19 protein-coding genes and 3 pseudogenes are annotated in these 24,772 nt (G+C 64.9%); 7 read left to right on the top strand and 15 right to left on the bottom strand.

From position 1 onward, the window contains the following. Positions 1–68: 68 nt before the first annotated feature. A pseudogene (locus ASF08_RS05300) lies at positions 69–293 on the bottom strand (transposase); the annotation flags it as partial. 19 nt (positions 294–312) lie between these two features. Next, positions 313–633: a hypothetical protein gene (locus ASF08_RS05295; protein WP_056142267.1), complete on the bottom strand. Its 321-nt coding sequence runs from the start codon at positions 631–633 to the stop codon at positions 313–315. A 310-nt stretch (positions 634–943) separates the two neighbouring features. Here ASF08_RS05295 and ASF08_RS23790 point away from each other — a divergent pair, with 310 nt between their 5' ends. After that, a complete protein-coding gene (locus ASF08_RS23790) occupies positions 944–2,419 on the top strand; it encodes a glycosyltransferase family 61 protein (protein ID WP_156629468.1) in 1,476 nt (491 codons plus the stop codon). Positions 2,420–2,485: 66 nt separating this feature from the next. Then, complete coding sequence (locus ASF08_RS23785; RefSeq protein WP_082473075.1) at positions 2,486–3,484, top strand: polysaccharide pyruvyl transferase family protein; 999 nt, start codon at positions 2,486–2,488, stop codon at positions 3,482–3,484. A gap of 104 nt (positions 3,485–3,588) precedes the next feature. Here ASF08_RS23785 and ASF08_RS25680 read toward each other — a convergent pair. The 9 genes and pseudogenes from ASF08_RS25680 to dctA all read right to left on the bottom strand — a co-directional run. Continuing rightward, a pseudogene (locus ASF08_RS25680) lies at positions 3,589–3,832 on the bottom strand (IS630 family transposase); the annotation flags it as partial. Between the two features lie 220 nt (positions 3,833–4,052). Continuing rightward, positions 4,053–4,154 (bottom strand): annotated as a pseudogene (locus ASF08_RS25675) (IS5/IS1182 family transposase); the annotation flags it as partial. 64 nt (positions 4,155–4,218) lie between these two features. Then, positions 4,219–4,695 carry a RidA family protein gene (locus ASF08_RS05285; RefSeq protein ID WP_056142264.1) on the bottom strand — a complete coding sequence of 159 codons (477 nt, stop codon included), beginning with the start codon at positions 4,693–4,695 and terminating at the stop codon, positions 4,219–4,221. A gap of 16 nt (positions 4,696–4,711) precedes the next feature. Next, complete coding sequence (locus ASF08_RS05280; RefSeq protein WP_056142262.1) at positions 4,712–5,782, bottom strand: NAD(P)/FAD-dependent oxidoreductase; 1,071 nt, start codon at positions 5,780–5,782, stop codon at positions 4,712–4,714. A gap of 11 nt (positions 5,783–5,793) precedes the next feature. Further along, a complete protein-coding gene (gene goxA / locus ASF08_RS05275) occupies positions 5,794–7,758 on the bottom strand; it encodes a CTQ-dependent glycine oxidase GoxA (RefSeq protein ID WP_056142259.1) in 1,965 nt (654 codons plus the stop codon). Between the two features lie 305 nt (positions 7,759–8,063). Further along, complete coding sequence (locus ASF08_RS05270; protein ID WP_056142257.1) at positions 8,064–9,137, bottom strand: tartrate dehydrogenase; 1,074 nt, start codon at positions 9,135–9,137, stop codon at positions 8,064–8,066. 41 nt (positions 9,138–9,178) lie between these two features. Next, entirely contained in the window at positions 9,179–10,153 is a 975-nt protein-coding gene (locus ASF08_RS05265; protein ID WP_056142255.1) for a 2-hydroxyacid dehydrogenase, read from the bottom strand. A 430-nt stretch (positions 10,154–10,583) separates the two neighbouring features. Continuing rightward, positions 10,584–11,747, bottom strand: coding sequence for a mandelate racemase/muconate lactonizing enzyme family protein (locus ASF08_RS05255; RefSeq protein WP_018043975.1), 1,164 nt, complete (start codon positions 11,745–11,747; stop codon positions 10,584–10,586). Positions 11,748–11,817: 70 nt separating this feature from the next. Continuing rightward, positions 11,818–13,149: a C4-dicarboxylate transporter DctA gene (dctA, locus tag ASF08_RS05250; protein WP_056142250.1), complete on the bottom strand. Its 1,332-nt coding sequence runs from the start codon at positions 13,147–13,149 to the stop codon at positions 11,818–11,820. Between the two features lie 172 nt (positions 13,150–13,321). On the opposite strand from dctA, the gene ASF08_RS05245 reads away from it, so the two are divergent. Beyond that, the gene (locus ASF08_RS05245; protein WP_056142245.1) at positions 13,322–14,221 is read left to right on the top strand and encodes a LysR family transcriptional regulator; all 900 of its coding nucleotides are present in this window, start codon (positions 13,322–13,324) and stop codon (positions 14,219–14,221) included. 138 nt (positions 14,222–14,359) lie between these two features. On the opposite strand, the gene ASF08_RS05240 is transcribed toward ASF08_RS05245, so the two are convergent. Next, the gene (locus ASF08_RS05240; protein ID WP_056142242.1) at positions 14,360–15,493 is read right to left on the bottom strand and encodes an aminomethyltransferase family protein; all 1,134 of its coding nucleotides are present in this window, start codon (positions 15,491–15,493) and stop codon (positions 14,360–14,362) included. A 200-nt stretch (positions 15,494–15,693) separates the two neighbouring features. Next, on the bottom strand, positions 15,694–17,445 hold the full coding sequence (locus ASF08_RS05235; protein WP_082473073.1) for an APC family permease: 1,752 nt from the start codon (positions 17,443–17,445) through the stop codon (positions 15,694–15,696). Positions 17,446–18,435: 990 nt separating this feature from the next. Between ASF08_RS05235 and ASF08_RS05230 the strand changes: the two genes are divergently transcribed. The 3 genes from ASF08_RS05230 to ASF08_RS05220 all read left to right on the top strand — a co-directional run bounded on the left by ASF08_RS05230 (position 18,436) and on the right by ASF08_RS05220 (position 21,106). Continuing rightward, a complete protein-coding gene (locus tag ASF08_RS05230) occupies positions 18,436–19,005 on the top strand; it encodes a dimethylamine monooxygenase subunit DmmA family protein (RefSeq protein ID WP_056142239.1) in 570 nt (189 codons plus the stop codon). After that, a complete protein-coding gene (locus tag ASF08_RS05225; RefSeq protein WP_056142235.1) occupies positions 19,002–19,955 on the top strand; it encodes a PDR/VanB family oxidoreductase in 954 nt (317 codons plus the stop codon). Before ASF08_RS05230 ends, ASF08_RS05225 begins: the two co-directional genes overlap by 4 nt. A 92-nt stretch (positions 19,956–20,047) precedes the next feature. After that, positions 20,048–21,106 (top strand): heme-dependent oxidative N-demethylase family protein, encoded by a 1,059-nt coding sequence (locus ASF08_RS05220; protein WP_056142232.1) that lies wholly within the window; start codon positions 20,048–20,050, stop codon positions 21,104–21,106. A 251-nt stretch (positions 21,107–21,357) separates the two neighbouring features. On the opposite strand, the gene ASF08_RS05215 is transcribed toward ASF08_RS05220, so the two are convergent. Further along, positions 21,358–22,236 (bottom strand): SDR family oxidoreductase, encoded by an 879-nt coding sequence (locus ASF08_RS05215; RefSeq protein WP_026175962.1) that lies wholly within the window; start codon positions 22,234–22,236, stop codon positions 21,358–21,360. A gap of 212 nt (positions 22,237–22,448) precedes the next feature. On the opposite strand from ASF08_RS05215, the gene ASF08_RS05210 reads away from it, so the two are divergent. Beyond that, the gene (locus tag ASF08_RS05210; protein WP_056142229.1) at positions 22,449–23,480 is read left to right on the top strand and encodes a LysR family transcriptional regulator; all 1,032 of its coding nucleotides are present in this window, start codon (positions 22,449–22,451) and stop codon (positions 23,478–23,480) included. Positions 23,481–23,549: 69 nt separating this feature from the next. On the opposite strand, the gene ASF08_RS05205 is transcribed toward ASF08_RS05210, so the two are convergent. Continuing rightward, a complete protein-coding gene (locus tag ASF08_RS05205; RefSeq protein ID WP_056142226.1) occupies positions 23,550–24,608 on the bottom strand; it encodes a helix-turn-helix transcriptional regulator in 1,059 nt (352 codons plus the stop codon). Positions 24,609–24,772: the final 164 nt, after the last annotated feature.

Below are 24,772 nucleotides of genomic sequence, written 5' to 3'. Positions count from 1 at the left end.
CATCACCGATAGGCCCAGTCGCGCAGTCCGAGGGACATGCAGCATCAATCGGGAATGTCCTCGTGGGAGCCGCAGCCCATCTCGGCCGGCAGCATCTCCCACGGCAGACCCGAGCGCAGTACGAACAGGATGCCCGTCAATGCGGCCCGGTTCGCGATCGGACGACGCCCGCCCTTGGGACGGGGCCGAGGCGGCGGGAGGAGCGGAGCGATCTCATCCCAGAGATCATCGGGGAGAAGCGTCTGGCCATGCCAAACCCATGCTCGACATCCGACTCGATGCCGTTCTGTCAGGCGCTCTAAGCTGCCGAGCCTAACATGCCCGTTTTGGGATGGCCGCTACCCAAGCTTCCGCAAAGCCGGGATCTATAATGTAGGCCTCGCTGGCATAGGCGTGCTGATACCAGCCGCCTTCCCGAGGGACTTTGCCCTTCCCGTGAACCGCCGTCGTGACGTGGCCCAGGATGGTTGCAACGAAATCGGGTGACCCGTAGCTCTGCATCTCGGCCTTCGTTGTGGCACCCTTTTGAGCGAAAGAATCGATCAGCTTCAGGGACTCGTCGACCGTGAACTTCCGCTTTCGAGCTCCAAAATGGTCAAGCACAGCCTGAACTCTTGCGTTCCAATCCATCATATCAATTTCCTAGCTCCCCGCCTGCTTGCGGGTTCCTGGAAAAGGGGGCCACAATGTCTCACGGCGGCGGCACCGGCGATACTGCCATGACATCCGATCGCCATCACAGGTCCTTGTAGGCCAGAACAGAACCAGCAGAAAACTAATATTGATGATTATTAAACACACTTTAACGATGCCATGCTATTATCGATATAATGCACTCCTTCTATAGGCGTTTACATAATAATTAATTTTGACCGTGAGACCAGATTGAACGATTTCGCCTGTGCTATATGCGACCGCAATCCTCTGCATCTGGGAAATTGAGATGACTGCCCATGGAACGGACAACAAGATCTCATCGGAAGACAAGCGCCTACTTAAAAAATGTCGCGCGGACATGGAGAGACTCAGGTGGGAAGACATCATTGAGAAAACATCCAATAAGAACTTTAATGATTCTAACTGTCAAATTCTAATGATCAGACTCCATGCGGCGATCGAATTGAAAGCCCTGGACATAATTGAGGACACAGTAAGAGTTGCAATCAATTCTGACATAAGAAACAATGTAAAATTTGCTATCGTAAGAATATTAGCGAACAAGCACCATGGAGATGCAGCGGCATTAATTTTAACATCAGACGTAAAATTGCCCGGGGACGTCTTATTTTTAAGGCTTATCATTCGGTATCTTCCATTTGTCACAGACAAGTTGCTCAGGCATAAAGTCAGGGTATTGATTAACAAGGTCAGTCTCGGGGGATATAAGATCAAGCCCAATCCGTCGGAGTTTCATTTTGCCTCCCAGCCTCAAAGTAACGTTTGGGGCAGTCTTGTTATTGCCTCGTCATCAGAAGCAGATAAGCATCACACCAGGGGTATTAGAAAAGAAATCGCACTTTTGAGAAGGCTAGTTGAAAAACCGGATCAGCCACAAATATCACAATTAAAGAATGTCTTTATAGACTCTTATGGTCAGATATGGAACGAGCGAGGTCAGATAATCACCACATGCGGAATGCCGATTGGCACGATTGATAAAAAAGATGTCACTTTAGTAAAAACCGCATTTGCTTCGACCAGGATAACGCGCGGGATATATCATTGGATTATCGATAGACTTCCAGGATTAGCGTGGATTGAGAAGAGCGGTGTTCTAAATGATGATGGTTTTGCCATTTTGTTGAGTGGAGATCGCAAATTTGAACGCGAATCGCTTGAACTTCTCGATCTTCAGCACGCTGCCATGCATCTTGATAGGCCGATATTCGTTGAAAAGCTCTTATTATCCCGCCCAGAGTTCCCCAATATGGCGGGCTGGACGCATCTAGACGATGTTTTTGAGAAGCTTGGCCGACGCGCAGATGAGATCGCGCGTAAAAACAAAGCAGCACTTCCTGATAAAGTTTACGTGACTAGGCGAGATGCGACAAGGCGTCGACTTATTAATGAATCCGAAATCGAGAAAGAAGCTAATGAGTTTGGATTTATCGTTCAAGAATTATCATCAATACCATTGTGGCATCAAATAGCTATTGCGCGTCATGCTCATACGATCATGGGCCCTCATGGAGCAGGACTATCGCATTCAGTATTTGCGAAACCCGGATCGAAGATTGTGGAGCTTCTACCTATTAGGGATGGTACTTATCAGCCACGCCTGAACTTTATTCGCCTCTCTCATATAAAGGGTCATCAGCACGTGGTTTGGTATGAAAATCAAAAGATCGGAATTGACCCTTGGTCAATCAACTTAGACGAATGGAAGCAGTTTATGAAAAAGCAAAATATATTCCGCTAATGTTCACCGAACAAATGCGGCAGCCTTACATTACGGCATGTTGTTGCGAAAACACAAGGTGAGATTATGTCTAAGATTGAGATAAACAGAGATAAACTGAAGATAGTCACGAAAAGTTTCATAAACCATGTAAGCAATGGCGATTGGGCGGAATCTAAACGTTTAGAGAACGATCTCATTTTGGAGTCGCCTGAGGTATGGACCCCACTAGTTTCGGCATTCCGTTCCCTCCGCATGCATGAAGAAATCGCAGCAGAAGCCGATTTAGCCGAAGCATACCGGCCGAGAATGTGGTGGATGCGCAGCCCCTATCCGGGCAACTTTGGGGACATCCTGACTCCCTACGTACTGTGGCATGCCTTCGGCGTGATGCCGCGTTGGGTATTGAGCAAACATGCTGAAGGCCTGTGCATTGGCAGCATTGCAAAGTTTGCTCGACCAGGTATGCGCCTCTGGGGCACTGGAATGCCGCGGAGCACGGATGCGCTTTGTCCTACAGCTGTCTACTCTGCAGTGCGCGGTCCGCTTTCACGCGATGCAATCATCGCGGCGGGCGGTTCCTGCCCTAAGATCTACGGCGACCCCGCGATCCTCTTGCCGGAACTGTATCGTCCGGATGTCGCCAAGTCCCATAGCATTGGCATTATCCCCCATGTTTCCCATGAATCGATGTTCAGAGCAGCGATTAATAGCACGGAGTCAAAGAACATAAAGATTATATCGCTGCTATCAGTTTCGTTCGATGATATTGAATGCGTAATTAGAGAAATATCAAGCTGCAAAGAAATAGTTACCACCTCTCTTCATGGACTTATAGTGGCGCATGCCTATGGCATCCCGAGCCAATCGGCGTCAATTGAGGATGAGGTCGGCAACGCACACGACTCATTCAAGATGCAGGATTACAAACTATCTGTTGGGCTTGCCGATCTAGCTTTGCGTGTCCCACAAAATTTTACTGATTTGGCATGGCTTGAACGGCGCGAATGCGTGCTGCCCCCATCACAGATTGACTCAAAAGCGCTTCGAGCTGCGTTTCCTTTTCCCTCTCGCTCTATCGTCTAAAATCCTGCCGGCAACCTGGCAGCACACCCAGCGTATGGTCCCGCAGGTGATGGGTTCTGGCCATCGGCAACGCATCTTGCACTCATACCAATCGGCACGGATCATCACCGATAGGCCCAGTTGCGCAGTCCGAGGGAACATGATGCGCCGAGGCTGGGCAACGAGCTTGTTCCAGGCCGCGCAGCATCGATCGGGAACGTCCTCGTGGGAGGCGAAGATCATGTCGCCGAGCCGGTTGTCGCGCATGAACTGCCAGACAGTCTCGACCGGCTTGAGTTCGGGCGCATGAGACCGCAGCGGCGATACGGTGACGGTGTCGGGGACCACGAGGTCGCCGGCGATGTGCCAGCGGCTCAGGCCCGCATCCCGGCTCGCGCGCGCCAACCATCGTAGAGCCTCGGCATCAAAATCCCCGCGCGGTTCCAAGGCCTTCGACATGGCAAACCTCCGGCTTGCCAAAGCGAATCACGTCGCCCCCGACCGCGCGAACCCGTCAGTCCTCACCCGCCTTCATCCTTACGTTGCACTGATGACGTCGCGCGACATCTGCAATTCCCTGTCGCGTACCTCGACTCACCATGACGGTGTCGTGCCGCTTGGCCCCGCTCAGGCAGAAGCGGAGCGGCGCGCAGCGCGCGTCGGTGCCGAGGTGGCGCTTGGTGCCCGGTCGGCGATCTTTTTCATGGGCTTGATCGAGATGGACGACCGCGTCTTACGGCAACCACCGCAATCTTTCATTTGACTGTGGGCCTGTAGAAGGTGCCGTCGATCTCGGCGATGTCATTCTGATCGAGGCGGGGAACCTCGAGCACGGTGCGTGGTGGATACGGACCGTCGCCCCAGATGTCCTTCTGCACTGTGTTGACGATCGGCCGCAGCCGGGCGACGTCCGTGACGAACACGGTCAGGCGAACGGCATCGGACTTCGTGGCCCCGGCCACGGCGGCGGCGGCGAGCATGTTGTCGAACATGCGGCGGATGCGGGCCTCCTCGCCCTCGATGAGCTGACCGGTGGCCCGGTCGACCCCGCGCATCCCGCCGATGAACACGAAATCTCCCGCCCGTGCGCCGATGCTCCAGGTGCCGCTGGGGGTGATCGTCTCTGCGTTCGGAGCGAGGATCTCGACACGGCTCGTCTCGTCGGCGCAAGCCGCGGCGGGGACGAGCACCGCGAGAAGCGCGGCGAGCAGGGAGGGAAAACCGGGTCTCATGGGATCGTCCTCGGAGTCAGGGGAAAGCATGCCGCCGGGTCCAGAAGGGGGCGTCGGCAAAGCGCCGTTCGGCGGTGTAGAGGCTCCGCTGCGCGGAGAGGTGATGCGCGATGCCTTCGAGAAAGGCGCCCTCGTAGGCGAGTGCCGGGGCCGGATCGTCGGCGGCGAGGGCCAGCGCGGCGTCCGCGGCCCGGATGCCGCTCCAGAGCGCCGTAGCAATACCGTTCGCCCCGAGCGGATCGAGGGAGGCCGCCGCATCGCCGCAGCGCAGGATGCGCCCCTCGACCAGGCATGTCGGCACGACCGAGGCGGCCGGCGCAACTTGGGGAGACAGCGAGGCACAGGCAGTGTCGAGGCCGAGGCTGTCCAGGCGGGCGGCGATGGCGAGGGTTTGCCCGGCCGCATCCGCCCAGAGCCTCCCATCCTTCGCCGCCCCTGCGGGCAGGAGATCGGAATCGGTGAACAGGCCGATCATCATGCGCCGGCCCGGCATCGGCGCCATGTACCACCAGCCCGGCTCCACCGCCTCGACCAGGGTCGCGGCGGCAAGCTCGGCATCGTCGGGCACGTCGTGCACCTGGTAGGCGCAGACGAGCCGGTCGAGGCGCCGCCGATGGGCGGTCGGTCCGCCGGAGAGCGCGGCCCGGCCGCTCGCATCGATCACCGCCGCCGCATCCAGCCATCGCCCGTCGGCCAAGCCGATGCGGACGCCGCGGGGAAGATGCTCCAGGCCGACTACGGCGTCCGCGAGGCGCTCGAACCCGCTGTCGGCCAGAGACGCCGCCATCCGTGCTTCGAGCAGGGAGCGGTCGATATGGGCGCCGTTCTCGTGCCCGGCCGCCCTGCGCAAGGCGCTGTCGCCCCAGATCGAGAAGCGCCCTTGGCTGGCCATGGCGGTGTCGCCGTCGATCAGGGCGGACCAGCCGAGCCCGTCCATAAACGACGCTGCCGTGGCGGAGAGCGTTTCCCCCCGGCTGGGCACGACGCGATCCGGCGCGACGAGGACGGGAGAATGTCCGGCGAGGGTCAGGCGCCGGGCGGCGGACAGGCCGGCGACTCCCGCCCCGACGACCACGATACGGTCCACGCGCGTCGCGCTCAGCGGCGGGGGAACGGTGCTGCGATGTCCATGGAGCCGCGCTGGGTCTCCACGTAGATCGTCTCCGGCACGCCGGCCAGGCCCTTGGGGCCGGGGCGGCGGACGAGGACACCCATGCGGGTCCACAGCTCGATCATGCGGCGCAGGCCATCGGTGTAGCCGGCCTCCACGTGAAGGCCGATACCGGCCGCGCCCCGCGCCCACGGCACCCGCGCATGGTAGAAGCGCAGGCGCTCCTCGTCGCTGAGATCGGTGCGCATGACCTGCTCGTAGAATGGCTCCGGCAGGACATCCACCGGCAGCAGCGCGGGCCACCAGACCGGGGTGGGGAAGCCCGAGGCCGTCAGGACCGCCTGACAGCTGAAGGCGTCGCCCTGCCAGGGCACGCCCATCCAGCGGGTCAGGTCGCCGGGGGCCTGCGGGCCGATGGGAGCCCCGTCGCGCGGCTTGGCGGGGTTGCCCGCGAAAACGTTCGTGGCATTGAGCTGCAGGCCGAGATCCTGGATCAGGCCCGGTCGATCCGACATCTTGATGCGGAAGGGCAGCTTCGTCTCGTCACGGCCGCGATAGAGGGCGGCATGACGGATCGGCCACGTGATCTCGACCCCGGGGTGGAAGGCTCCCCCCGAGCAGGCATCGAGCGCGGCACGGGTGAGGGCCTCCGGCCGGAGGGCGAGGGGCAGGTCGTCGAGGCGCGTGACGGAATCGGCCGCCGCGTCGTCGTAATCGTCGGCGAATTTTCCGTCCGCCCAGAGTTCGAGCTGACGGTACTGGGTCGGCGTGAGGGTGAGCCAGGTGCGCTGGCTCTCGGGATAATTCACCCCGTCGCCGAGCATGATCGGCATGGCGGCGGCTCGCTGGTCCTCGCCGCCCGGACGGCGGAAGGCCTGGAGAACGTTCTGCCGCGTCGCGCGGCTTTCTTCATGCGGGCGCGCCAGCGTGGCGATGAGCGCCGGACTGGAGAGATCGCCGATCTGGTTCCAGGCCGCGCCGAGGAACGAGGAGGTGGCCACCCATTGCATGGTGCCGGCCCGGCGCAGGATCGGCAGCACGTCGCGCCGGAACGAGACGGTGTCGGAGGGGGCCTTCAGATGGCCGAGCTCGACCATCGCCTCGCGGGCGGCGTCGTAGAGGGTGACGATGGGTTCGAGTTGGGGCGCGAATTTCGGACCGCAGCAGACGATCCAGGCCGGTTCGCAGGGCACGGAGGCTCCGTCGATCTCGACCCTGGCCTGCACCCAGCCGTCGCACCAATCGTCGTGCCAGCCGTCGTTGTTGGTGAAGTCGCGCACCGGGTTCTGCGGCAGGGCCGTGCGCGAGATGCCGTTTGCGGCAAAGACCAGCAGGCGCCCGTTCTCGTCGGTGCGCAGGTGGCCGAGATCGACATCGAGGGTGTTCCAGAACCGGCCCTGCATGCGGCAGGCCGGATCCTTGCCCGCCGCATTGGCGGAGACGCCGCCGATCTGGATGACGCCTGGGTCGATCACCAGGAGATCGTCGCGCCGGTCGGCCTGGACCAGGGGATTGCGCTGGGTGCCGGGGATGCCGGGCGCCGCCGGCCCCTGGTCGAGCGCGTTGATGAACCCGTACCAGGCGGCCTTGGTGTTGGCCACGTGGACGCTCCAGCGGACGCCCTTCGACGCGTCGAGTTCGCGCACCACGCGGCCCTCCTCGTCGTAGCCGTAGAGGCGGAACCGCTGAACCTGCTTCTTGATGCGGCCTTCGGAATCCTTGAAGCCGCCCGCCGGCTCGTCGAGGAGGCCCGGCACCTCGGGCGCGGGAAACCATGCGTCGGAATTGCCGACCCGGGAAAAGCCGATCGCCGGGTGTATGGCGACCCGCGCGATCCGGGCGCCCGCGGGCGCAGCCGCCGGCGCCTGGAGCGGTGAGACGGCGGCCTTCGCGAAAGACGAGGAGGCCAAGCCAAGGGCGGATGCCCCAATGAGGAAATCCCGACGCTTCATGGCGCGCTCTAGCTCATCCTAACTGCGAACTGGTCTCGGCCAGACTGTGTACCGGCCGGACCTAGCCTGAACGCTGTTAAGATAGAGTTCCCTTTAGCTTGTCTTCGTGCTCGGGGGGCGCGGGCGTGCGGAGCCCTTCTTGCGCTATCTAAGTATAAAGCCGCATCGCTGTTTCCCGAACATGCACCGATGCGCCTACCGTCGAAGCCCGCGCTCGTCCCTCTCCGGATCCATGTGCTCGGGATCGCGGTGCCAGGTCGGCAGTGCCAGGTCGGCCGCGTCCCGGTATTCCCGGAAAGACGCCCTTATCCGAGGGCTTCTTCCACCGCCCTGCCGCAGGCTTCGGTATCGGCGTTGCCGCCGAGATCGCGGGTGCGCAGGGTTCGCTCGGAGAGGACGCGCTCGATCCCGGTGACGATCTCCCGGGCGGCCTCGTGCTCGCCGAGATGCTCCAGCATCATCGAGCCGGACCATATCTGGCCGATGGGATTGGCGATGCCCTGGCCGGCGATGTCGGGGGCCGAGCCGTGCACCGGCTCGAACACCGAGGGGAAGAGCCGCTCCGGGTTGATGTTGCCGGAGGGTGCGATGCCGATCGTGCCCGTGCAGGCGGGGCCGAGATCGGAGAGGATGTCACCGAACAGGTTCGAGGCGACGACCACGTCGAACCGGTCCGGGTTCAGCACGAAATGGGCGGTCAGGATGTCGATATGGTACTGGTCCCAGGCCACGTCCGGGTAGGCCTTGGCCATCTCCTTCACCCGCTCGTCCCAATAGGGCATCGTGATCGAGATGCCGTTGGACTTGGTGGCCGAGGTCAGGTGCTTCTTCGGCCGGCTCTGGGCCAGTTCGAAGGCGAATTTCAGGATGCGGTCGACGCCGTGGCGCGTCATGATCGTCTCCTGCAGGGCGAATTCGCGGTCGGTGCCGGCGAACATGCGCCCACCCGCATTCGAGTATTCGCCCTCCGTGTTCTCGCGGACCACCCAGAAATCGATGTCGCCGGGCTTGCGGTCGGCGAGCGGGCTCTTCACCCCCGGCATCAGGCGCACCGGGCGCAGGTTGGCGTATTGGTCGAATTCCCGCCGGAACAGGATCAGCGAGCCCCAGAGCGAGACGTGATCGGGCACCCGGTCCGGCATGCCGACCGCGCCGAAGAAGATCGCGTCGTGGCCCCCGATCTGCGCCTTCCAGTCTTCCGGCATCATCCGGTTGTGCCGCTCGTAATAATCGCAGCTGGCGAAGTCGAACCAGTCGAACTCGAGGCTGAAGCCGTGGCGCTTGGCGGCCTTTTCGAGGACGCGCACGCCCTCCGGCACGACCTCCTTGCCGATCCCGTCGCCCGGAATGACGGCGATGCGATAGCTGCGTGATGTCATGGGATCGGCTCTCCGCGGATGGGACGGCTGGGTTCGGGAGTTCAGGCGGCGCTCGACGGCCAGGGCGTCTCGGCGACGGGGGTCACCGGCCCCCGACCCTCGAACCAGGAAACGAGGTTGTCCACGAGGAGGTTTCCCATGGCACGGCGGGTGTGGTGGGTGGCCGAGCCCACATGCGGCAGCAGGACGACGTTGTCCAAGGCGATGAGGGCGTCGGGAACCCGGGGTTCGTCGGCGAACACGTCGAGGCCGGCCGAGTGGATCGCGCCCCGCTGCAGGGCCACGATCAGGGCGTCCTCGTCGACGAGGCTGCCGCGGGCCACGTTGATGAGGATGCCCTCCGGACCGAGGGCGCCCAGCACCTCCGCGTTGACGAGGGGGCCGGCTCCGCCGCCGGGAGCCACGACCACGAGGACGTCGCAGGCCCGCGCCAGCTCGACCACGCTCGGGTGGTAGTCGTAGGCCACTTCGGGTTGCCGGCGGCGGCCGTGATAGGCGATGGCGCAGCCGAACCCGTCGAGGCGCGTGGCGATGGCGTGCCCGATCCGCCCGAGGCCGAGGATGCCGATGCGGCGCCCGCGCAGGGAGGGCGAGAGGGGAAACGGGGCTTTCGGCCAGGCGCCCGCGCGGAGATAGCGGTCGGCCTGGGGGAGGCGGCGGACGGTGGCCAGGAGCAGGCCGAGGGCGAGGTCGGCCACCTCCTCGGTGAGCACGTCCGGGGTGTTGGTGACGACGGCGCCCCGCCCCTTGGCGTCCGCGACGTCGATCGTGTCGTAGCCGACACCGAAATTGGCGACGATCTCCAGGGCGGGAAGGCGCGCGAACAGATCGGCTCCCGCCGGCGCCTGACCTCCCACCACCACGCCGCGGATGGCCGGGCCGACCTCCGCCAGGAACGCGTCCCGGTCCGTGGCCCGATCCAGGCGGTGGAGGACGAAGCGCTCGTCGAGGGCTCGGATCGTATCGGGAAGGATCGCCTTCAGCAGCAGGATCTCCGCCTTCGCATGCGCTGTCATGGGGCCTCTTCGCAGTTGCGTGTTCCGTGGAGGTGGCGCTCCCGCTCCGGGGCGAAGGCACCTCGTGCTTTCCGCCAACGGAGGGTGGACCGCAACCCGGAGCCGGCCCGCTCGGCAAGACCGCGTTGCGCCAATCCCATACAGGCCGCGAGGACTGTCTCGTTCCTCTGGCCGCGCGGAAGGCCGGACCTGACCTTGACCACCGTGGCGCTGACGAAGTCTTCGGTCAGAGCGGATAGAACGGCTCGCTCGTCATCGCTGAGCGGACGCATCGTACGGATTTCCTCGTCACGTCGATTCCGGTTTGCCGTCCCCGGGGCCGGCCCGTCTCGGCTGACCGGCTCGCAGGAACGGCTGTCGCCCGAGGCCAGGCGGCAGGGGGAGGGGCCGTGCCGGGCTCGATGAACCCCGCACGGCGATCGATCGGCGCTTACTCCGCGAGCTCGCGCATGACCTTGATGAGGTCCGACTTGCCCTCGAAGCCGATGCCCGGCAGTTCGGGCATGACGATGTGGCCGTCCTCGACCTTCACCCCGTCCGGGAAGCCGCCATAGGGCTGGAACAGGTCCGGGTAGCTCTCGTTGCCGCCCAGCCCCAGGCCGGCCGCGATGTTGAGCGACATCTGGTGACCGCCATGCGGGATGCAGCGCTTGGGCGACCAGCCGAACTGCTCCAGCACGTCGAGGGTGCGGAGATACTCGACGAGGCCGTAGGAGAGGGCGCAGTCGAACTGCAGGTAGTCGCGGTCGGGCCGCATGCCGCCGTAGCGCAGAAGGTTGCGGGCATCCTGGTGCGAGAACAGGTTCTCGCCGGTCGCCATCGGGCCGGGATAGAACTCGGAGATCGCGGCCTGCAGGGCGTAGTCGAGGGGATCGCCGATCTCCTCGTACCAGAACAGCGGGTACTGGCGCAGCATCTTGGCGTAGGCGATGCCCTGTTCGAGGTTGAAGCGGCCGTTCACGTCGACGGCGAGCTGCGCCTGGGAGCCGATCTCCTTCAGCACGGCCTCGATGCGGCGCTGGTCCTCCTCGATCGGCACGCCGCCGATCTTCATCTTCACGACGTTGTAGCCCCGGTCGAGGTAGCCGCGCATCTCGGCGCGCAGCTGGGTGTCGTCCTTGCCGGGATAGTAATAGCCGCCGGCCGCGTAGACGAAGACGCGCGGATTGGCCTCGACGCCCTTCTGCTCGGCGAGCATCCGGAACAGCGGCTTGCCGGCGATCTTGGCGGTGGCGTCCCAGATCGCCATGTCGAGGGTGCCCACCGCCACCGAGCGCTCGCCGTGGCCGCCGGGCTTCTCGTTGGTCATCATCGCCGCCCAGAGCTTGTGCGGGTCGAGGTTGTCGCCGGCCTCGTTGAGGACGCTCTTGGGGTCGGCCTCGAGGATGCGGTTCTTGAAGCGCTCGCGGATCAGGCCGCCCTGGCCGTAGCGGCCGTTGGAATTGAAGCCGTAGCCCACCACCCGGCGGCCGTCGCGCTCCACGTCCGTGACCACGGCCACGAGGCTGGCGGTCATCTTCGAGAAGTCGATATAGGCGTTGCGGATGGGCGAGGAGATCGGCTTGGTGACCTCGCAGACGTCGACGATACGCATGGTGGCTCTCCTTGAGATGCGAAGAATTTCGCGTGAGGGGAACGGGATGGAAGGGGGTCGGTCGGAAGGTCTAGTGGGCGGCCGCCACGGGGCGGGGCAGGGCATGCCCGGCTTCCGTGTCGGGAACGACGTTCTCGGAGGCGACGGCGGCCCGGTCGCGGTAGGCTTCTTCCGCCTTGTTCAGGTCGAAGGCGCCTTCCCACTTGGCGACCGCGATGGTGGCGACCGCGTTGCCGATCAGGTTCGTGACCGCCCGTGCCTCGTTCATGAAGCGATCGACGCCCAGCAGAAGGACGAGGCCGGCGACCGGGACGGTGTGGATGCTCGACAGGGTGGCGGCGAGGGTGACGAACCCGGCCCCGGCGACACCCGCCGACCCTTTCGAGGTCAAGAGCAGCACGCCCAGGACGACGAGCTGGTCGCCGATGCCGAGAGGCGTGTTGGTGGCCTGGGCGACGAAGATCGCCGCCATGGTCAGGTAGATGCAGGTGCCGTCGGCGTTGAAGGTGTAGCCCGTGGGCAGCACGAGGCCGACCACCGACTTCTCGCAGCCCACCCGCTCCAGCTTGGCCATCATCCGGGGCATCACGGCCTCGGTGGAGCAGGTGCCGAAGGTTATGAGGATCTCGTCCTTGAAGAAGCCGAGGACCTTGACCAGGGAGAACCCGGTCCAGGCGCAGACGGAGCCGAGCACGACCACGACGAACAGGATCGACGTGACGTAGACACCGAGCATGAGGTAGGCGAGGGACCAGACGGTGCCGAAGCCGTACTTGCCGATGGTGAAGGCGACACCGGCACCCGCACCGATGGGGGCCAGGCGCATCACCATGGCGACGATGCGGAACAGCGCGTCCAGCAGGCTGTCGATGACGACCACCACCGGCTTGCCGCGTTCGCCCGCCTGAACCAGCGCGACGCCGAAGAGCAGCGAGATCAGAATGATCTGCAGCATCGCGCCCTTGGCGAAGGCATCCACCATCGTCGAGGGGATGATGTCCATGAAGAAGCCGACGATGCCGGGCTGCGCTTCCGCCCGCTTGGCGTAGGAGGCGATGGCGCTGCCGTCGATCTGCGTGGCGTCGATGTTCATGCCGACGCCCGGCTGCATCACGTTGACCACGACGAGGCCGATGACGAGGGCCAGCGTGGAGACGACCTCGAAGTAGATCAGCGCGCGCACACCGATGCGGCCGACCTCCTTCAAGTTGCCCATCTTGGCGATGCCGACCACGATGGTGCCGAAGATGACCGGCGCGAGCAGCATCTTGATCAGCTTGATGAAGCCGTCCGCCAGGGGCTGCAGCGTGACGGCGACGTCGGGCAGGAAATACCCGACGAGCCCGCCGATGACGATTGCTATGAAGACTTGAACATAGAGTCGGCTTAGCCATGACTTCATGATCTGTTTCCTCCTGATCTGCCACTTAGCGGGCAGCTTGATTAGTGATCCCTCTTGCGGGGCTTGATGCCGTCCTTACGCCTGGACACCGTCGCTCGGCCAATGCCATGTTCGGTGCGCGCTATGCGCGGTCGGCATCGGGCTGGACGGGCTGACGGACACTGGCTGATCGATGGATCTGGACTGGCTGAAGGACTTCCTCGCCCTGGCGGAGCAGAAGACGTTCTCGCGCGCGGCCGAGGCGCGGAGCGTGACGCAGCCGGCCTTCAGCCGGCGCATCCGTGCCCTCGAGGATTGGGTCGGCACGCCCCTGTTCGCCCGTGGTCCGCAGGGGGCGGTGCTCACGCCGGCCGGGCTCGCCTTCCAGCCGGCGGCCCAGGACATGATGCGCAGCCTGGAGCGGGCACGACGCGACGCGCGGGAGGTGGGCGCCCGGGACACGGCGACGCTCTCCATCGCGGCGACCCACGCCCTGTCGTTCACGTTCTTTCCGAACTGGATCCGCGGCCTGATGCACCATCAGACGCTGGGCACCCTCAACCTGATCTCCGACAGCATGGAGGCCTGCGAAGCCATCATGCTCGCCGGCGAGGTCCACTTCCTCCTGTGCCACCATCACCCGGATGCACGGACGCGCTTCGAAGCGGAGCGGTTTCCGAGCCTGTCCCTGGGCGACGACCTGCTGGTTCCCCTCTGCGCCCCCACCTCGGACGGCGAGCCGACATGGTCGCTGCCGGGAACGCCGGAGGCGCCTCTGCCCTATCTGAGATACAGCCAGGCCTCGGGGCTCGGGCGCATCATCGCGGCCTTCCCGGATCGCGAGCCGGCCCATTCGGCCACAGCGCTCACCTCTCATCTGGCGGCGGCGCTCATGACGATGGCGCGGAACGGACACGGCATCGCCTGGCTGCCGCAGACGCTGGCGGCCGAAGATCAGGCGCGCGGCAGGCTCGTGCGCGCCGGTCCGGACCGGTTCGACATCCCCATCGACATCAGGCTGTTCCGCTCCCTCGACTGCCGCAACGATGCGGCCGACCGGCTCTGGGACGACCTCACCGAAGCCCGTGCGTGACCGGCGCCGGTCTCCGTCCGCGGAAGGGTGCCGCGTGAGCGCGAGCCTCTGGAAGCGGGACCGCCGATTTCGCCGGTACCGCGGGTTCCCCGTCCGTCCAGGCCGTAGCCACAGGGGGGAGGGGGACGCCGCCCGGTATCAGGCGGTCCGTTCGTCGGCCGGATGGGTGCGCAGGCGCATCGGGTCGTAGAACGGCGTCCGCACCACGTTGGCGACCAGCGGGCCGGTCTCGGTCCGGACCTCGACCTCCGTGCCGAGGGCGGCGAGCTCCGGCGGCAGGTGGGCGAGGCCCAGCGACTTCATCAGGTGCCGGCTGTAGGTGGTGCTGTTGACGGTGCCGACCTCGAGTCCGTCCTTGAAGATCTTGGCGCCGGGCGTCACCGCCTCATGGTGCAGGATTTCGAGGCCGACCTGGCTGAAACGCTCGGTGCCCCTCCTCGCCAGCAGGGCGGCCTTGCCGCGGAAATCCGGCTTGTCGAGGTCGACGGTCCAGGCCAGGCCCATTTCCCACGGCGTGGTGTCGGGTTTGGGCATGTCGAAGGGGAAGAACAGCAGGCCGCCCTCCACGCGCACGATGTCGAGGCAGTCCCAGGAGGCCGCCACGATGCCGAAGGGCTCGCCGGCCTGCATGATCGCGTCCCAGATGGCGACGGCGTCCTTGGCGGCGCAGAACACCTCGTAGCCGCGCTCGGCCGAGTAGCCGCCCCGCGCCAGGGATACGTCGCGGCCGAACAGCGTCGTGCGCACATGCTCGAAATACTTCAGCGTCGGCAGGTCGAAGGGCGTGTGCGGCGCGAGGATAGCGAGCGCCAGCGGTCCCTGCAGCGACAGGATGTGGACGTCGTCGTCGCGGGCCGCCTCCACGGCGCGGCCTTCTGTGAATTCGGGAAGAACGTCTTCGAGGCTGCCGCCGCCATGCGAGACGCGGAAGGCCTGCGGCCCGTCGCGGTAGACCAGCACGTCGTCGATCAGGGAGCCGTTCTCGTCGACGATGTTGCTGATGGCCGATCGGCCCTGCGCGATCTTGCCGACGTCGCTGGTGAGCATCGCGTTCAGCATCGCTTCCGCGTCCGGACCGGAGACGTTGACGATGCGAAGGCCGGAGACGTCGAACAGGCCCGCCCGCGAGCGGACGATGGTGGTCTCCTCGTAGCGGTCGGTGCGGTAGGATTGGGGGATGGGCATCCCGTTCCACTCGGCGTCGAGTGTCGAGCCCAGGGCCAGGTGGCGTTCGTTGAGGGCCGACTGGCGGGGAAGGTCTGTGTAGCTCATGGCGGCTGTCCCTTAGAGCGCTCTCCGCCGAAGCGGATGCCGGTTCGGCGAAAAAGAGCGCGGCAAAACAAAGGCCTAGAGATGTGCCCCGACCCAACGTGGTCGGGCGCAGCTCTAGCGTTCCGTTTTTTGATTGGGCGGACCCTGTCTCGTCCCACGCGCGGGCTGCCGGAGCCCAGGGGCCCGGCAGCCCGGTTCGATCACAGCTGGAAGAACCAGTTCGAGAGGAGGAGCACCACGACGCCGGCGGCCAGCGTCAGGTAGGGCAGGATTCCCGCCCGGCGGCGGCTCACCGCACCGTCGGGGCCGACATGCAGGTCCTCGTACATCTCGGCCGGGAACTTGCCGCCGTCCTGGACATAGTGGCGGTAGCAGAAGACCGGGATGATCAGGGCGGCGGTGATCAGGCCGGCCCAGAGGGCGATCGGGTTCCAGACCTTCGCGCCCGCGCCCATGAAGATCACGTTCACGAAGGCGAAGACGCCGCCGAGCACCAGGACGAAGGTCGGTGCGCGGTAGGGGCGCGGGATATGCGCCGAGTCGATGCGGTGGATCCAGGCTGAGTTGAGGTTGAGGAAGTTGAAGATGATGTAGCCGCAATTCGACACGGCCAGGATGAAGAAGAAGCTCGTCGCATCGGCACAGGCGATCGCCAGGATCGCGAGATTGAAGACGAGATCGGTCCACATCGCCCGCGTCGGCGCGCCATGTTCGTTGACGTGGCTGAGGTAGCGCGGCAGCCAGCCGTCGGCCGAGCCCTGGTAGAGGGTGCGCGAGGACCCCGCCATCGCCGTCATGATGCAGAGCACGAGGGCCAGGATCATCAGCATGACGAGGAAGTTCTCGACGATGGGACCGCCGCCGACCATGTGCGCCAGTGCGGCCGCCACACCCGACCCGTCGACGATGGAGGCCTCCAGCATCCCCTCGACGCCGAGCATGCTCTGGAAGGTGAAGGGCACGAGGGTGAACAGCAGGAGGCAGAGCAGGCCCGAATAGAAGATCGCCTTGAACGTATCCTTGGCGGGATCACGGAACTCGCTGGTGTAGCAGATCGCCGTCTCGAACCCGTAGGTCGACCAGGCCGCGATGAACATGCTGCCGAGGACCAGCGTCCAGCCCGTGATGTTCCAGGCACCCGGCGCGGGAGCGGCCGGCGCCGCGAGGGGGACGAGGGGAGAGAAGTTCTCCCAGTTCACGCCGTGGATCAGCAGCGGAACCACGCCGACGATGAACATCGGGATGATGACGAGGAGACCGATATACTTCTGGACGTTCGCCGTTCCGAGAATACCGCGGTGCTGCACGGCGAAGACCGCGAGCATGAGGGCGGCGCCGATGAAGAAGGCCAGGTTGAGGGAGAGCGAGACCGGGCCGAGGGTGGTGGTGAACAGGGTCCAGGTGCGGATGCCGGGCGCCACGGCCGCGATGGCCGCCGTCACCTTGTCGGCATCGGCCATCTGCAGGGCGGCACCGTTGGTGGCGAGCCATTGCACCACGGCCGGCGACGTGGCCGTGGGCTGCGGCGCCACCGCGTTGATGATGTAGGAGGCCGCGATGGAACAGCCCAGCGACAGGACCGGCGACCAGGCGAACCAGTTGCACCAGACCGAGAGGGGCGCCACCAGCTTGGTGTAGCGGACCCAGGCCGCGGCCCCGTAGACCGACGCGCCCCCCGACTTGTTCGGGAACAGGCCGGCGATCTCCGCATAGGTGAAGGACTGGATGAAGCCCATGATCATGGAGAGCGTCCAGATCAGGAAGGCGAGCTTGCCCGTATTGCCGGCAATGCCGCCCACCGAGAACAGGACGAGGGCGGGAACGCCGCTCGCGACCCAGAACGCGCCCGTCCAGTTGATGCTGCGATGCAGCTTCCCGTCTTCGGCCGTCCCGGTGGCGGGGGAGGTGAAGCCCGCCACGGGCTTTGCCGAGGATGCCAGTCCGGTGCTCATGATTCAGCTCTCCATTGGTCGTATCGAGGGTTCGGTCCGGATCGACCCGTGCCCTCGCCGAAGGTGTGATCCCGGGGCGATGCGTGTCCGCACGGTCTCGGCGGGGTCGAGGCGCATCCGGAGTGTCGTCTGGCTCGGGGCGCCGCTCCGCCAAATGGATCGGCGCCGCAGAAGGGTGTTCCGAAGGAGGTTTCGAGTGTCCCTCACGAAACTTCCGCCGCACCGGCGTGCCCGGAGCGAGGATCGATGCCGACCGGACGTTTCGTGATGAATTCTAAGCTAGGGATGTGCGTGTCGATGTATCGTCAGCGACATGGATATTTCCCGTCCTTGCGGAGAGGGTCACACGAAGTCTTTCCGGATAGCCGGGGCGCCGCGACCGCCGGTGCGCACGTTTCATGCGAGCCCGACACATCACGTCAGTGGAAGACTGCCGGTCGAACTCCTGAAATTCTCTACAGGAATAATCATTTCTCTTCGGTTGAGCCGCTGTCAAGCGCTATTGCGGCTCCCCCTCGAGCGAACAGTGGAATTGCATCGAAATTTTCCATAAGATTTGATTTTCGGGCAGATGTGACCAGTAAATGGGCATGGATGTCTGCCGATCGCGGGCATGACGAGAGATCCGACCGCGATGGACCTTCTCGATTCGAGCGGATCGTCGACATGGCCTCTCGCTTTCGGGCGCGCGCCCTGCGACCCTGCGCATCCCGCACGGGAGTGCGGACCATGACGGCAGCGGGTTCCGAAACAATGGTCCGCCGCCCATCGAACCGGCATCCGACCCATTAGCCGAAACTCCTTGGCCGGGACTTCGGTCGAAAACGGCGATTGACATTGTTGTTCTCTTGGAGAAAATGAAATTCTCTTAAAGAACCAGATCGCCGCGCAAGCAAGACGGAGCCGGCTTTGTCGACGGGACTGAATTGGTCCTCTGGTTCGGCGCCCTCCGCTCCGGCCGCCGCCCCGCCCATTGTCGAGTCGAGGTCGATGTCAGATCAGTCCATCAAGAGCCGACCGGTCTATCAATCGCTGGCGATGGATCTGTCCGGGTTGCGCCACCTGTTGGTGTCGGATTCGCCCGCCTACCGCTTCGAGGCCCCGCCCGACAGGGAGGTGGAGGTCTGGTTCGTCGCAGGCCCCGACCAGGAGGGCCGGATCCCACCCTCCGAGACCGTTCACGAACGAGGGTTCCGTTCGCCGAGACACCTCATCGATCGCCTCGACCATCGCCTCGCGCGGGAGCGCATGGGTCTGCGGCTCTACGTGAGCGGGACCGAGGATTTCCTGTGGGACGTCTTCAACACGGCGCAGCGCGCGGGGATGACCAAGCAGGAGATCTTCCAGTGCCATTCCGGCACACGAGCGCGGCGCGTGGCCTGCGTCCATTGCCGGACCTTCAATCACGGCGTGACGACCACCATCGTCCGATGCGACGGCTGCGGCGCCAACCTGTTCGTGCGGGATCATTTCTCGCGGCGCCTGTCGGCCTTCATGGGGGTCAAGATCGATGCCGAGGTCGCCGGCGAAGTCCCTCCGGCAGAGCAGGCCTATTCATGATCCTCGACGGCAAGCTGTCGGCGCGCGTCGCCGAGATCGAACGCCTGAACCCGACGCTGAAGCGGTTCCGCTTCGTTCCCGAGAAGGGCGGGGCGTTTCCCACATCGCCGCCGGGGGCGCATGTCCTCGTCACCCTGCGGGGGCCGGACCGGGTCTGGCAGAACGCCTATTCGCTGGTGACGCCGCCCGATCAGCGCGATCACTACGCGATCGTCGTCCGCCGGGTTCCGGACTCGCGCGGCGGCTCCCACTTCCTGCACGACAGGCTCGAGATCGGTGACGCCGTCGAGCTGAGCGCGCCGGCCAGCCTGTTCCCGATCGCGTCGCTCGCCCGCAAGCACATCCTGATCGCCGGCGGCATCGGGCTGACGCCGTTCCTGTCCTACCGGCCGGTCCTGGCGTCGCGCGGCGCCGCCTACGAACTGCATCAGTTCTGCGCCCCCGACGAGGTCGAGACCTTCCGGGGCCTGCTCGGCTCGGACGCGGCCGGCATCCACGTCCATGGCGTCGGACGGGGAGAGCGGCCGGATCTCGCCGCCCTCCTCGCCGATCAGCCGCTGGGAACCCATGTCTATACCTGCGGGCCTCAGGGCCTGATGGACGCGGTCGAGGAGACGGCGCGCGGCCTCGGCTGGACGCCGCACGCGATCCACCGCGAGAGTTTCGGCGGGGACAAGGGCGGCGAGCCGTTCACCGTCACCCTGGCGCGGTCCGGCCGGTCGATCGCGGTCGGGGCCTCGCAGACCCTGCTCGAAGCGCTGGAGGGCGAAGGCATCGAGGCTCCGTGCCTCTGCCGGGGGGGCGCCTGCGGCGTCTGCCTCCTGCCCCTCGTGGAGGGCATCCCCGATCACCGGGATCACGTCCTGTCCGATGCCGAGAAGGCGGAGGGCCGCCTCATCGCGACCTGCGTCTCGCGGGCCAGATCCGAGACCCTGGTGCTCGATTTTTAAGACCGGACGACCGCGCGGCGGCGGGCATCCGCCGAACGCATCGATGCCGGCCGTCGGCCGGGATCGGCGCCGCTTGGTAAAGGGAAGCTGAGATGGGTATTCAGTTCAAGACCGACGAGACGTTCCGGGACGACTTCTCCTACCGGAACAGCGACGCGGCAGTGCTCCGCTTCCCGTTTCCGTTCGGCGAAGACACATACATGTACTCGGTCAACATCGAGCCGCATGTGAAGGCGGGCACGTCGCCGGCCTTCGAACACGCGTTCGACGTGGACGAACATTACGTCGCCGAATGCCGCGAGCGCGCGATCGTCCTCGATCACGACCCGAAGCGATGCCAGGTGCTGGCGCACATGATGCCGGCGCAATGGGACACGCTCGAACTCCTGATGGAGAGCCTGTCGGCGGATTACCCCGAGCATTTCAGCCTGACGCGGGACGGCACCGCCTGGCACTGGATCAACCGCCCCCTGGGCCTCGACCAGCGCTTCGTCTTCGGCGACGCGTCCACCCTGCCCTGCGAGCCGTTCGAGTACATCACCCGGCAGGCTCAGGGGGACTTCACCCTGCAGGACCATCGGGACGACAACCTCTACGTCGATGGCGGCATGGTCACCACGCAGGCGGATTGGTCGCTCGAATTCGATATCGGCATGAGCTTCCACGAGTGGCACGGGCCGGTGCCGCTGGCGCACGAGATCGGGGTGTTCGACCGGGCGCTGCAATATCTGCTGCGGCTGCAGTACGGGCATCCCGTCCGCCGGCTGAACTGGACGATGACGATCAACCCGCGCCTCGACACCTCGCCCGAGAACTATCCCGATTGGGGGCCGGACCGCACCACCGTGACCCCGGAGAACATCGCGGGCAAGCTCCACCTGCGCGTGGAACTGCAGACCCTGTTCCGCCTGCCGCGCTCCAACGCGATCCTGTTCGGCATCCGCTGCTACCTGATCAGCCTGCAGGACATCGAGCGGGTGGAGAAGTGGCGCAAGCGCCTTCACCGGGTCCTGGCGAGCCTCCCGCCCGAACTCGTCGAGTACAAGGGCCTGACCCGGTTCCACGGCATGGCGGTCTCGCGCCTGGCCGCCCTGGACGACGGGGCGCCCCTGTCCCTCGGCATCCAGCCGGACCAGGCCCGCCTCGAATAAGACCCCCTCATCCTGAGGGACCCTTTGCTCGAGCAAAGGGTCTCGAAGGAGCCCTCCAGTGATCGCGCGATCCCTAGAGCTGTGCCCGACCACGTTGGGTCGGGACACAGCTCTAGGCCTTTGACTGCCGCGCTCTTTTTCGCCGAACCGGCATCCACTTCGGCGGAGAGCGCTCTAACGGGCTCCTTCGAGGCCGCTACGCGGAACCTCAGGATGAGGTAAATCCTTGGAAAGACGACTTAAACAGGCTTTTAGATCATGTGCGCCATGCCCATGGCCCTGAGCACGTCGTTCTGAATGGGAGCGACCGCCTCGTTGATGCGCGCGACGCCGAAATCCATGCCCTCGGGCATCACGACCGTGCGCAGGGGACGCCGCTCCGTTGCCTCGACCAGCCCTGCGATCGCATCGGCGACCCGTTGCGGGCGCGGCGGATGGGCGGGATCGTAGGGCTGTTCGGCATGGGCCTTGATCTGACCCGGGATCGCCGCGACCTCGCCATAAGAGGCCAGGACCCCCGCATCGGACGGTTCGGGGCTCGACGAGATGAGGTTGCTCGGGAACTGGCCCGGCTCGACGATGACCGAATCGATCCCGAATCCGCCGAGCTCGTAGCGATAGGTCTCCGCCAGTGCCTCGAGCGCGAACTTGCTCGCCGCATAGACACCGAAGAAGGGAATGACGAATCGCCCCATCAACGACGTGATCTGCACGAGAAGTCCGCTGCCGGCAGCGCGCATATGCGGCAGGACGGCCCGATTGGTGCGAATGGCCCCGAAGACATTGACCGCGAACAGCCGTTCGACATCGGCGATCGTATAGGCTTCCGTCACACCGATCGGCATCAGGCCGGCGTTGTTGACCAGAACGTCGATCCTGCCGTGCTGGGCAATGACGTGACCGATGGCGGCCTCGACCGACTCGTCGCTGGCCACATCCATTTCGAGAACCTGCAGCGGATTCCCGTCCGCCTTCGCGGCGTCGATCAATTCGCTCCGGACCGCGCTATTCCGGCCCTCGACGTCACGCATGGTCGCGATGACGGTATGACCCCGCCTCGCGAGTTCTAGGACCGTGAGCTTTCCGAAACCACTGCTCGCGCCGGTCACGACAACGACTTTACCGCTCATCACTCAACCCTTCCGATTGTCGTCCCAGCCGTGCCTTCGGTCAGGAACCGCGTCGGCTGCCCATGGGGCGGAGCCGTTCCTGTCCGGGCCGCGCTGTACGCCCGCCACTCCTCTAGCGTAGATTGCCATTCGGCTTTAGACCCAGTTATTCGCTTCTTTGTTGCCTGTAGCGCTACAATCCACGTGGCAGGCCGTGCGGGACCGGGCGACCGATGCGAGACAAGTTCGATGGCGTGCAGATCTTCGTGGAGGCGGTGGAGGCCGGAGGGTTCGCGCGGGCGGCCGACCGGCTGGCCCTGTCACGCTCCGCCGTCGGCAAGGCCGTGGCGCGCCTCGAAGAGCGGCTCGGCGTGCGGCTGTTCCAACGGACCACGCGAACGCAGAGCCTGACGGAAGCCGGGCAGCAATTCTACGAACATTGCCTGCGGGCCGTCGAAGAAATGCGCACCGGCGAGGCGCTCCTCGAATCGGGCCGCCGGGAAGTCGCGGGGTGCTTGAGGATTTCGATGCCCGTTCTCCTCGGTCGGCGCTGCGCGGCGCCGATCCTGCTCGACTACGCCAAGGCGCATCCGAAGCTGGAACTCGAGCTGAACTTCAGCGACCGGGTCGTCGATCTGATCGCCGGCGGCTTCGATCTCGGATTGCGCTTCGGCGCGCTCGGCAACAACAGCTCCCTGCGTGCCCGGCGGCTGGTGACGGAACGCATGGTGCTGTGCGCTGCCCCGTCCTACCTCGCCGCGCGCGGACGGCCGGACGACATTGCCGATCTAGCCGGGCACGACACGCTGGTCTATGCGCGCGGCGACCGCGGCTATGTCTGGCGCCTGCCGGATGCCGGCGGGGTCCTCGTCCCCGTTTCCCCCCATGCCAGGCTTCGGTTCGACGACGTCGAAGTCATCCTGGCCGCCGCCAAGGCCGGGCTCGGCCTCTGCTGGCTCCAGCATTGGCTGATCCGCGACAGCCTGCAGGCGGGCGAACTCGTCCAGCTCTGGGCGAACCGCCCCTACGCGACCATGGATTGCTACGCCGTCTGGCCCGCGGCACGGTATCTGCCGCTGCGGTCGCGCCTCGCCATCGACGCGCTCGCCAGCCGGATGCCGAGGGACGACATCCTCCATCGCGCATCACGCAACGGCGACGAGGAGGACGCCGATGCCGATGGCGGCGACGTCCTCACCGTCGACCCCGCCGCCGGCACACCGCCAAAGGCTGCAAAACTCAAGACACCCGAATCGTTTCCGTGAAGGGCGCAGCCACGAGGGGAAGGAGGGCAGGGCGGCGCAGCCGGCGAACCATGTGAACGTCGTCCTCCCTCAGGCCGAGGGGAAGAACGGGCTGAACTTCTTGATGAGATCGCGCTCGGAGGTGACCTCCGCCTTCCGGTAGATGCGGATCTTGCAGTTCTTGACGGTGCCCTTGCCGATCCCCAGACTCTGCGCGATCTGGCCCGTGGCCTGGCCTTTCATCGTCAAGGTCAGGATGTCCCGCTCACGCGGGGTCAACGCCACCAGCACCTCCGCCGCCGCCGGGTAGCCCACCGATTCGTCCTGCGGCGCGGGCTTCGGCCCGAGCATGAAGATCCGGCCGCCCGGCGCCAGGGCGAAGTCCCGGTCGAAGACCTCCGATGTGATCACGTGATCGCGCGCATGGACCGTGCGGATGGCGTCCGATGGCGCCAGGGTCTCGAGCATCGGCAGGATCGAGGCATCCGACTGGACGGCCCGCTTCCAGGATTCGTTGGCGAACACCTCCACGTCGTGCCGGTCGCGGATCAGGGTCGGCCGGTTGAGGAGCCCCTCCGCCTGCGTCCCGTCGGTGTAGCGCAGGTTGCTGAACAGATGGCCGAGATGGCTCCGGTGGCATCCCTCCAGGGCGGGAAAGACCAGCTTGGCCCGCCGGATGTCCTCCTGCGAGAACACGCCGCGCTCGCGTTCGAGGAACAACCCGAAGCAGCAATGCCCCACCGTCGAGAAGAACATGCCGAGCTCGTCGGAAATGTTCGCGGCCGGCCTGAATATCTTGCCGTAGAGGATCGATTCCGGGCTGCTGTTCCCGATCTCCGAGAGGGTCAGGATGCCCGGCTTGCCGCCGTTCTTCCAGTAGAGGGAGAACGGATCGATGCGAAGGCACTTCTTGTTGTAGAACTCCACGATCTCGCTCGGAACCCCGGTCGTGTAGAGCACGTCGGGCGGGGCCACCCGCGAGTACCGGATGATCCATCCCGAATCGCTTTTCACGCAGAGGGCGAACAGGGACAGCAGGTTCCGGTGAAAGTGCTCGGTCCCGATGGATGCGGCGACGTCGCCCAACCGGCTGTACCATTCGGCGGTGGCCAGCGGATCGGGTCCGCTCCGGATCGGTTCGTCCTTCATCCTGAAACGGTGCCATTCCCCATGAAGCAGGCGCGTCGTCGCGGCGCCCGGCCTCGGACCCGCGCTGCCCGCGAGATGTGTGAATACCGTAGCCCCGCCGGGAAAGGGATAGGCCCGCGCCGGACGTCCAGGACGTGCCACCCGGTTCGACCGGGATGCCTGGC

It is taken from the genome of Methylobacterium sp. Leaf85 (genome assembly GCF_001422125.1).
Taxonomy (GTDB): Bacteria; Pseudomonadota; Alphaproteobacteria; order Rhizobiales; family Beijerinckiaceae; genus Methylobacterium; species Methylobacterium bullatum.
This window is presented reverse-complemented; position numbering and strand designations above follow the sequence as displayed.

What these genes read in the sequence shown, in the direction of transcription:
- ASF08_RS05255 (WP_018043975.1), bottom strand. Translation starts at nt 11,747, where the DNA reads ATGCGTATCGTCGACGTCTGCGAGGTCACCAAGCCGATCTCCTCGCCC.
- ASF08_RS05235 (WP_082473073.1), bottom strand. Translation starts at nt 17,445, where the DNA reads ATGAGCACCGGACTGGCATCCTCGGCAAAGCCCGTGGCGGGCTTCACC.
- ASF08_RS05210 (WP_056142229.1), top strand. Translation starts at nt 22,449, where the DNA reads ATGCGAGACAAGTTCGATGGCGTGCAGATCTTCGTGGAGGCGGTGGAG.
- ASF08_RS05295 (WP_056142267.1), bottom strand. Translation starts at nt 633, where the DNA reads ATGATGGATTGGAACGCAAGAGTTCAGGCTGTGCTTGACCATTTTGGA.
- ASF08_RS05245 (WP_056142245.1), top strand. Translation starts at nt 13,322, where the DNA reads ATGGATCTGGACTGGCTGAAGGACTTCCTCGCCCTGGCGGAGCAGAAG.
- ASF08_RS05265 (WP_056142255.1), bottom strand. Translation starts at nt 10,153, where the DNA reads ATGACAGCGCATGCGAAGGCGGAGATCCTGCTGCTGAAGGCGATCCTT.
- ASF08_RS05230 (WP_056142239.1), top strand. Translation starts at nt 18,436, where the DNA reads ATGTCAGATCAGTCCATCAAGAGCCGACCGGTCTATCAATCGCTGGCG.
- ASF08_RS05215 (WP_026175962.1), bottom strand. Translation starts at nt 22,236, where the DNA reads ATGAGCGGTAAAGTCGTTGTCGTGACCGGCGCGAGCAGTGGTTTCGGA.
- ASF08_RS05205 (WP_056142226.1), bottom strand. Translation starts at nt 24,608, where the DNA reads ATGAAGGACGAACCGATCCGGAGCGGACCCGATCCGCTGGCCACCGCC.
- ASF08_RS23790 (WP_156629468.1), top strand. Translation starts at nt 944, where the DNA reads ATGACTGCCCATGGAACGGACAACAAGATCTCATCGGAAGACAAGCGC.
- ASF08_RS23785 (WP_082473075.1), top strand. Translation starts at nt 2,486, where the DNA reads ATGTCTAAGATTGAGATAAACAGAGATAAACTGAAGATAGTCACGAAA.
- ASF08_RS05240 (WP_056142242.1), bottom strand. Translation starts at nt 15,493, where the DNA reads ATGAGCTACACAGACCTTCCCCGCCAGTCGGCCCTCAACGAACGCCAC.
- ASF08_RS05220 (WP_056142232.1), top strand. Translation starts at nt 20,048, where the DNA reads ATGGGTATTCAGTTCAAGACCGACGAGACGTTCCGGGACGACTTCTCC.
- goxA (WP_056142259.1), bottom strand. Translation starts at nt 7,758, where the DNA reads ATGAAGCGTCGGGATTTCCTCATTGGGGCATCCGCCCTTGGCTTGGCC.
- ASF08_RS05285 (WP_056142264.1), bottom strand. Translation starts at nt 4,695, where the DNA reads ATGAGACCCGGTTTTCCCTCCCTGCTCGCCGCGCTTCTCGCGGTGCTC.
- dctA (WP_056142250.1), bottom strand. Translation starts at nt 13,149, where the DNA reads ATGAAGTCATGGCTAAGCCGACTCTATGTTCAAGTCTTCATAGCAATC.
- ASF08_RS05225 (WP_056142235.1), top strand. Translation starts at nt 19,002, where the DNA reads ATGATCCTCGACGGCAAGCTGTCGGCGCGCGTCGCCGAGATCGAACGC.
- ASF08_RS05270 (WP_056142257.1), bottom strand. Translation starts at nt 9,137, where the DNA reads ATGACATCACGCAGCTATCGCATCGCCGTCATTCCGGGCGACGGGATC.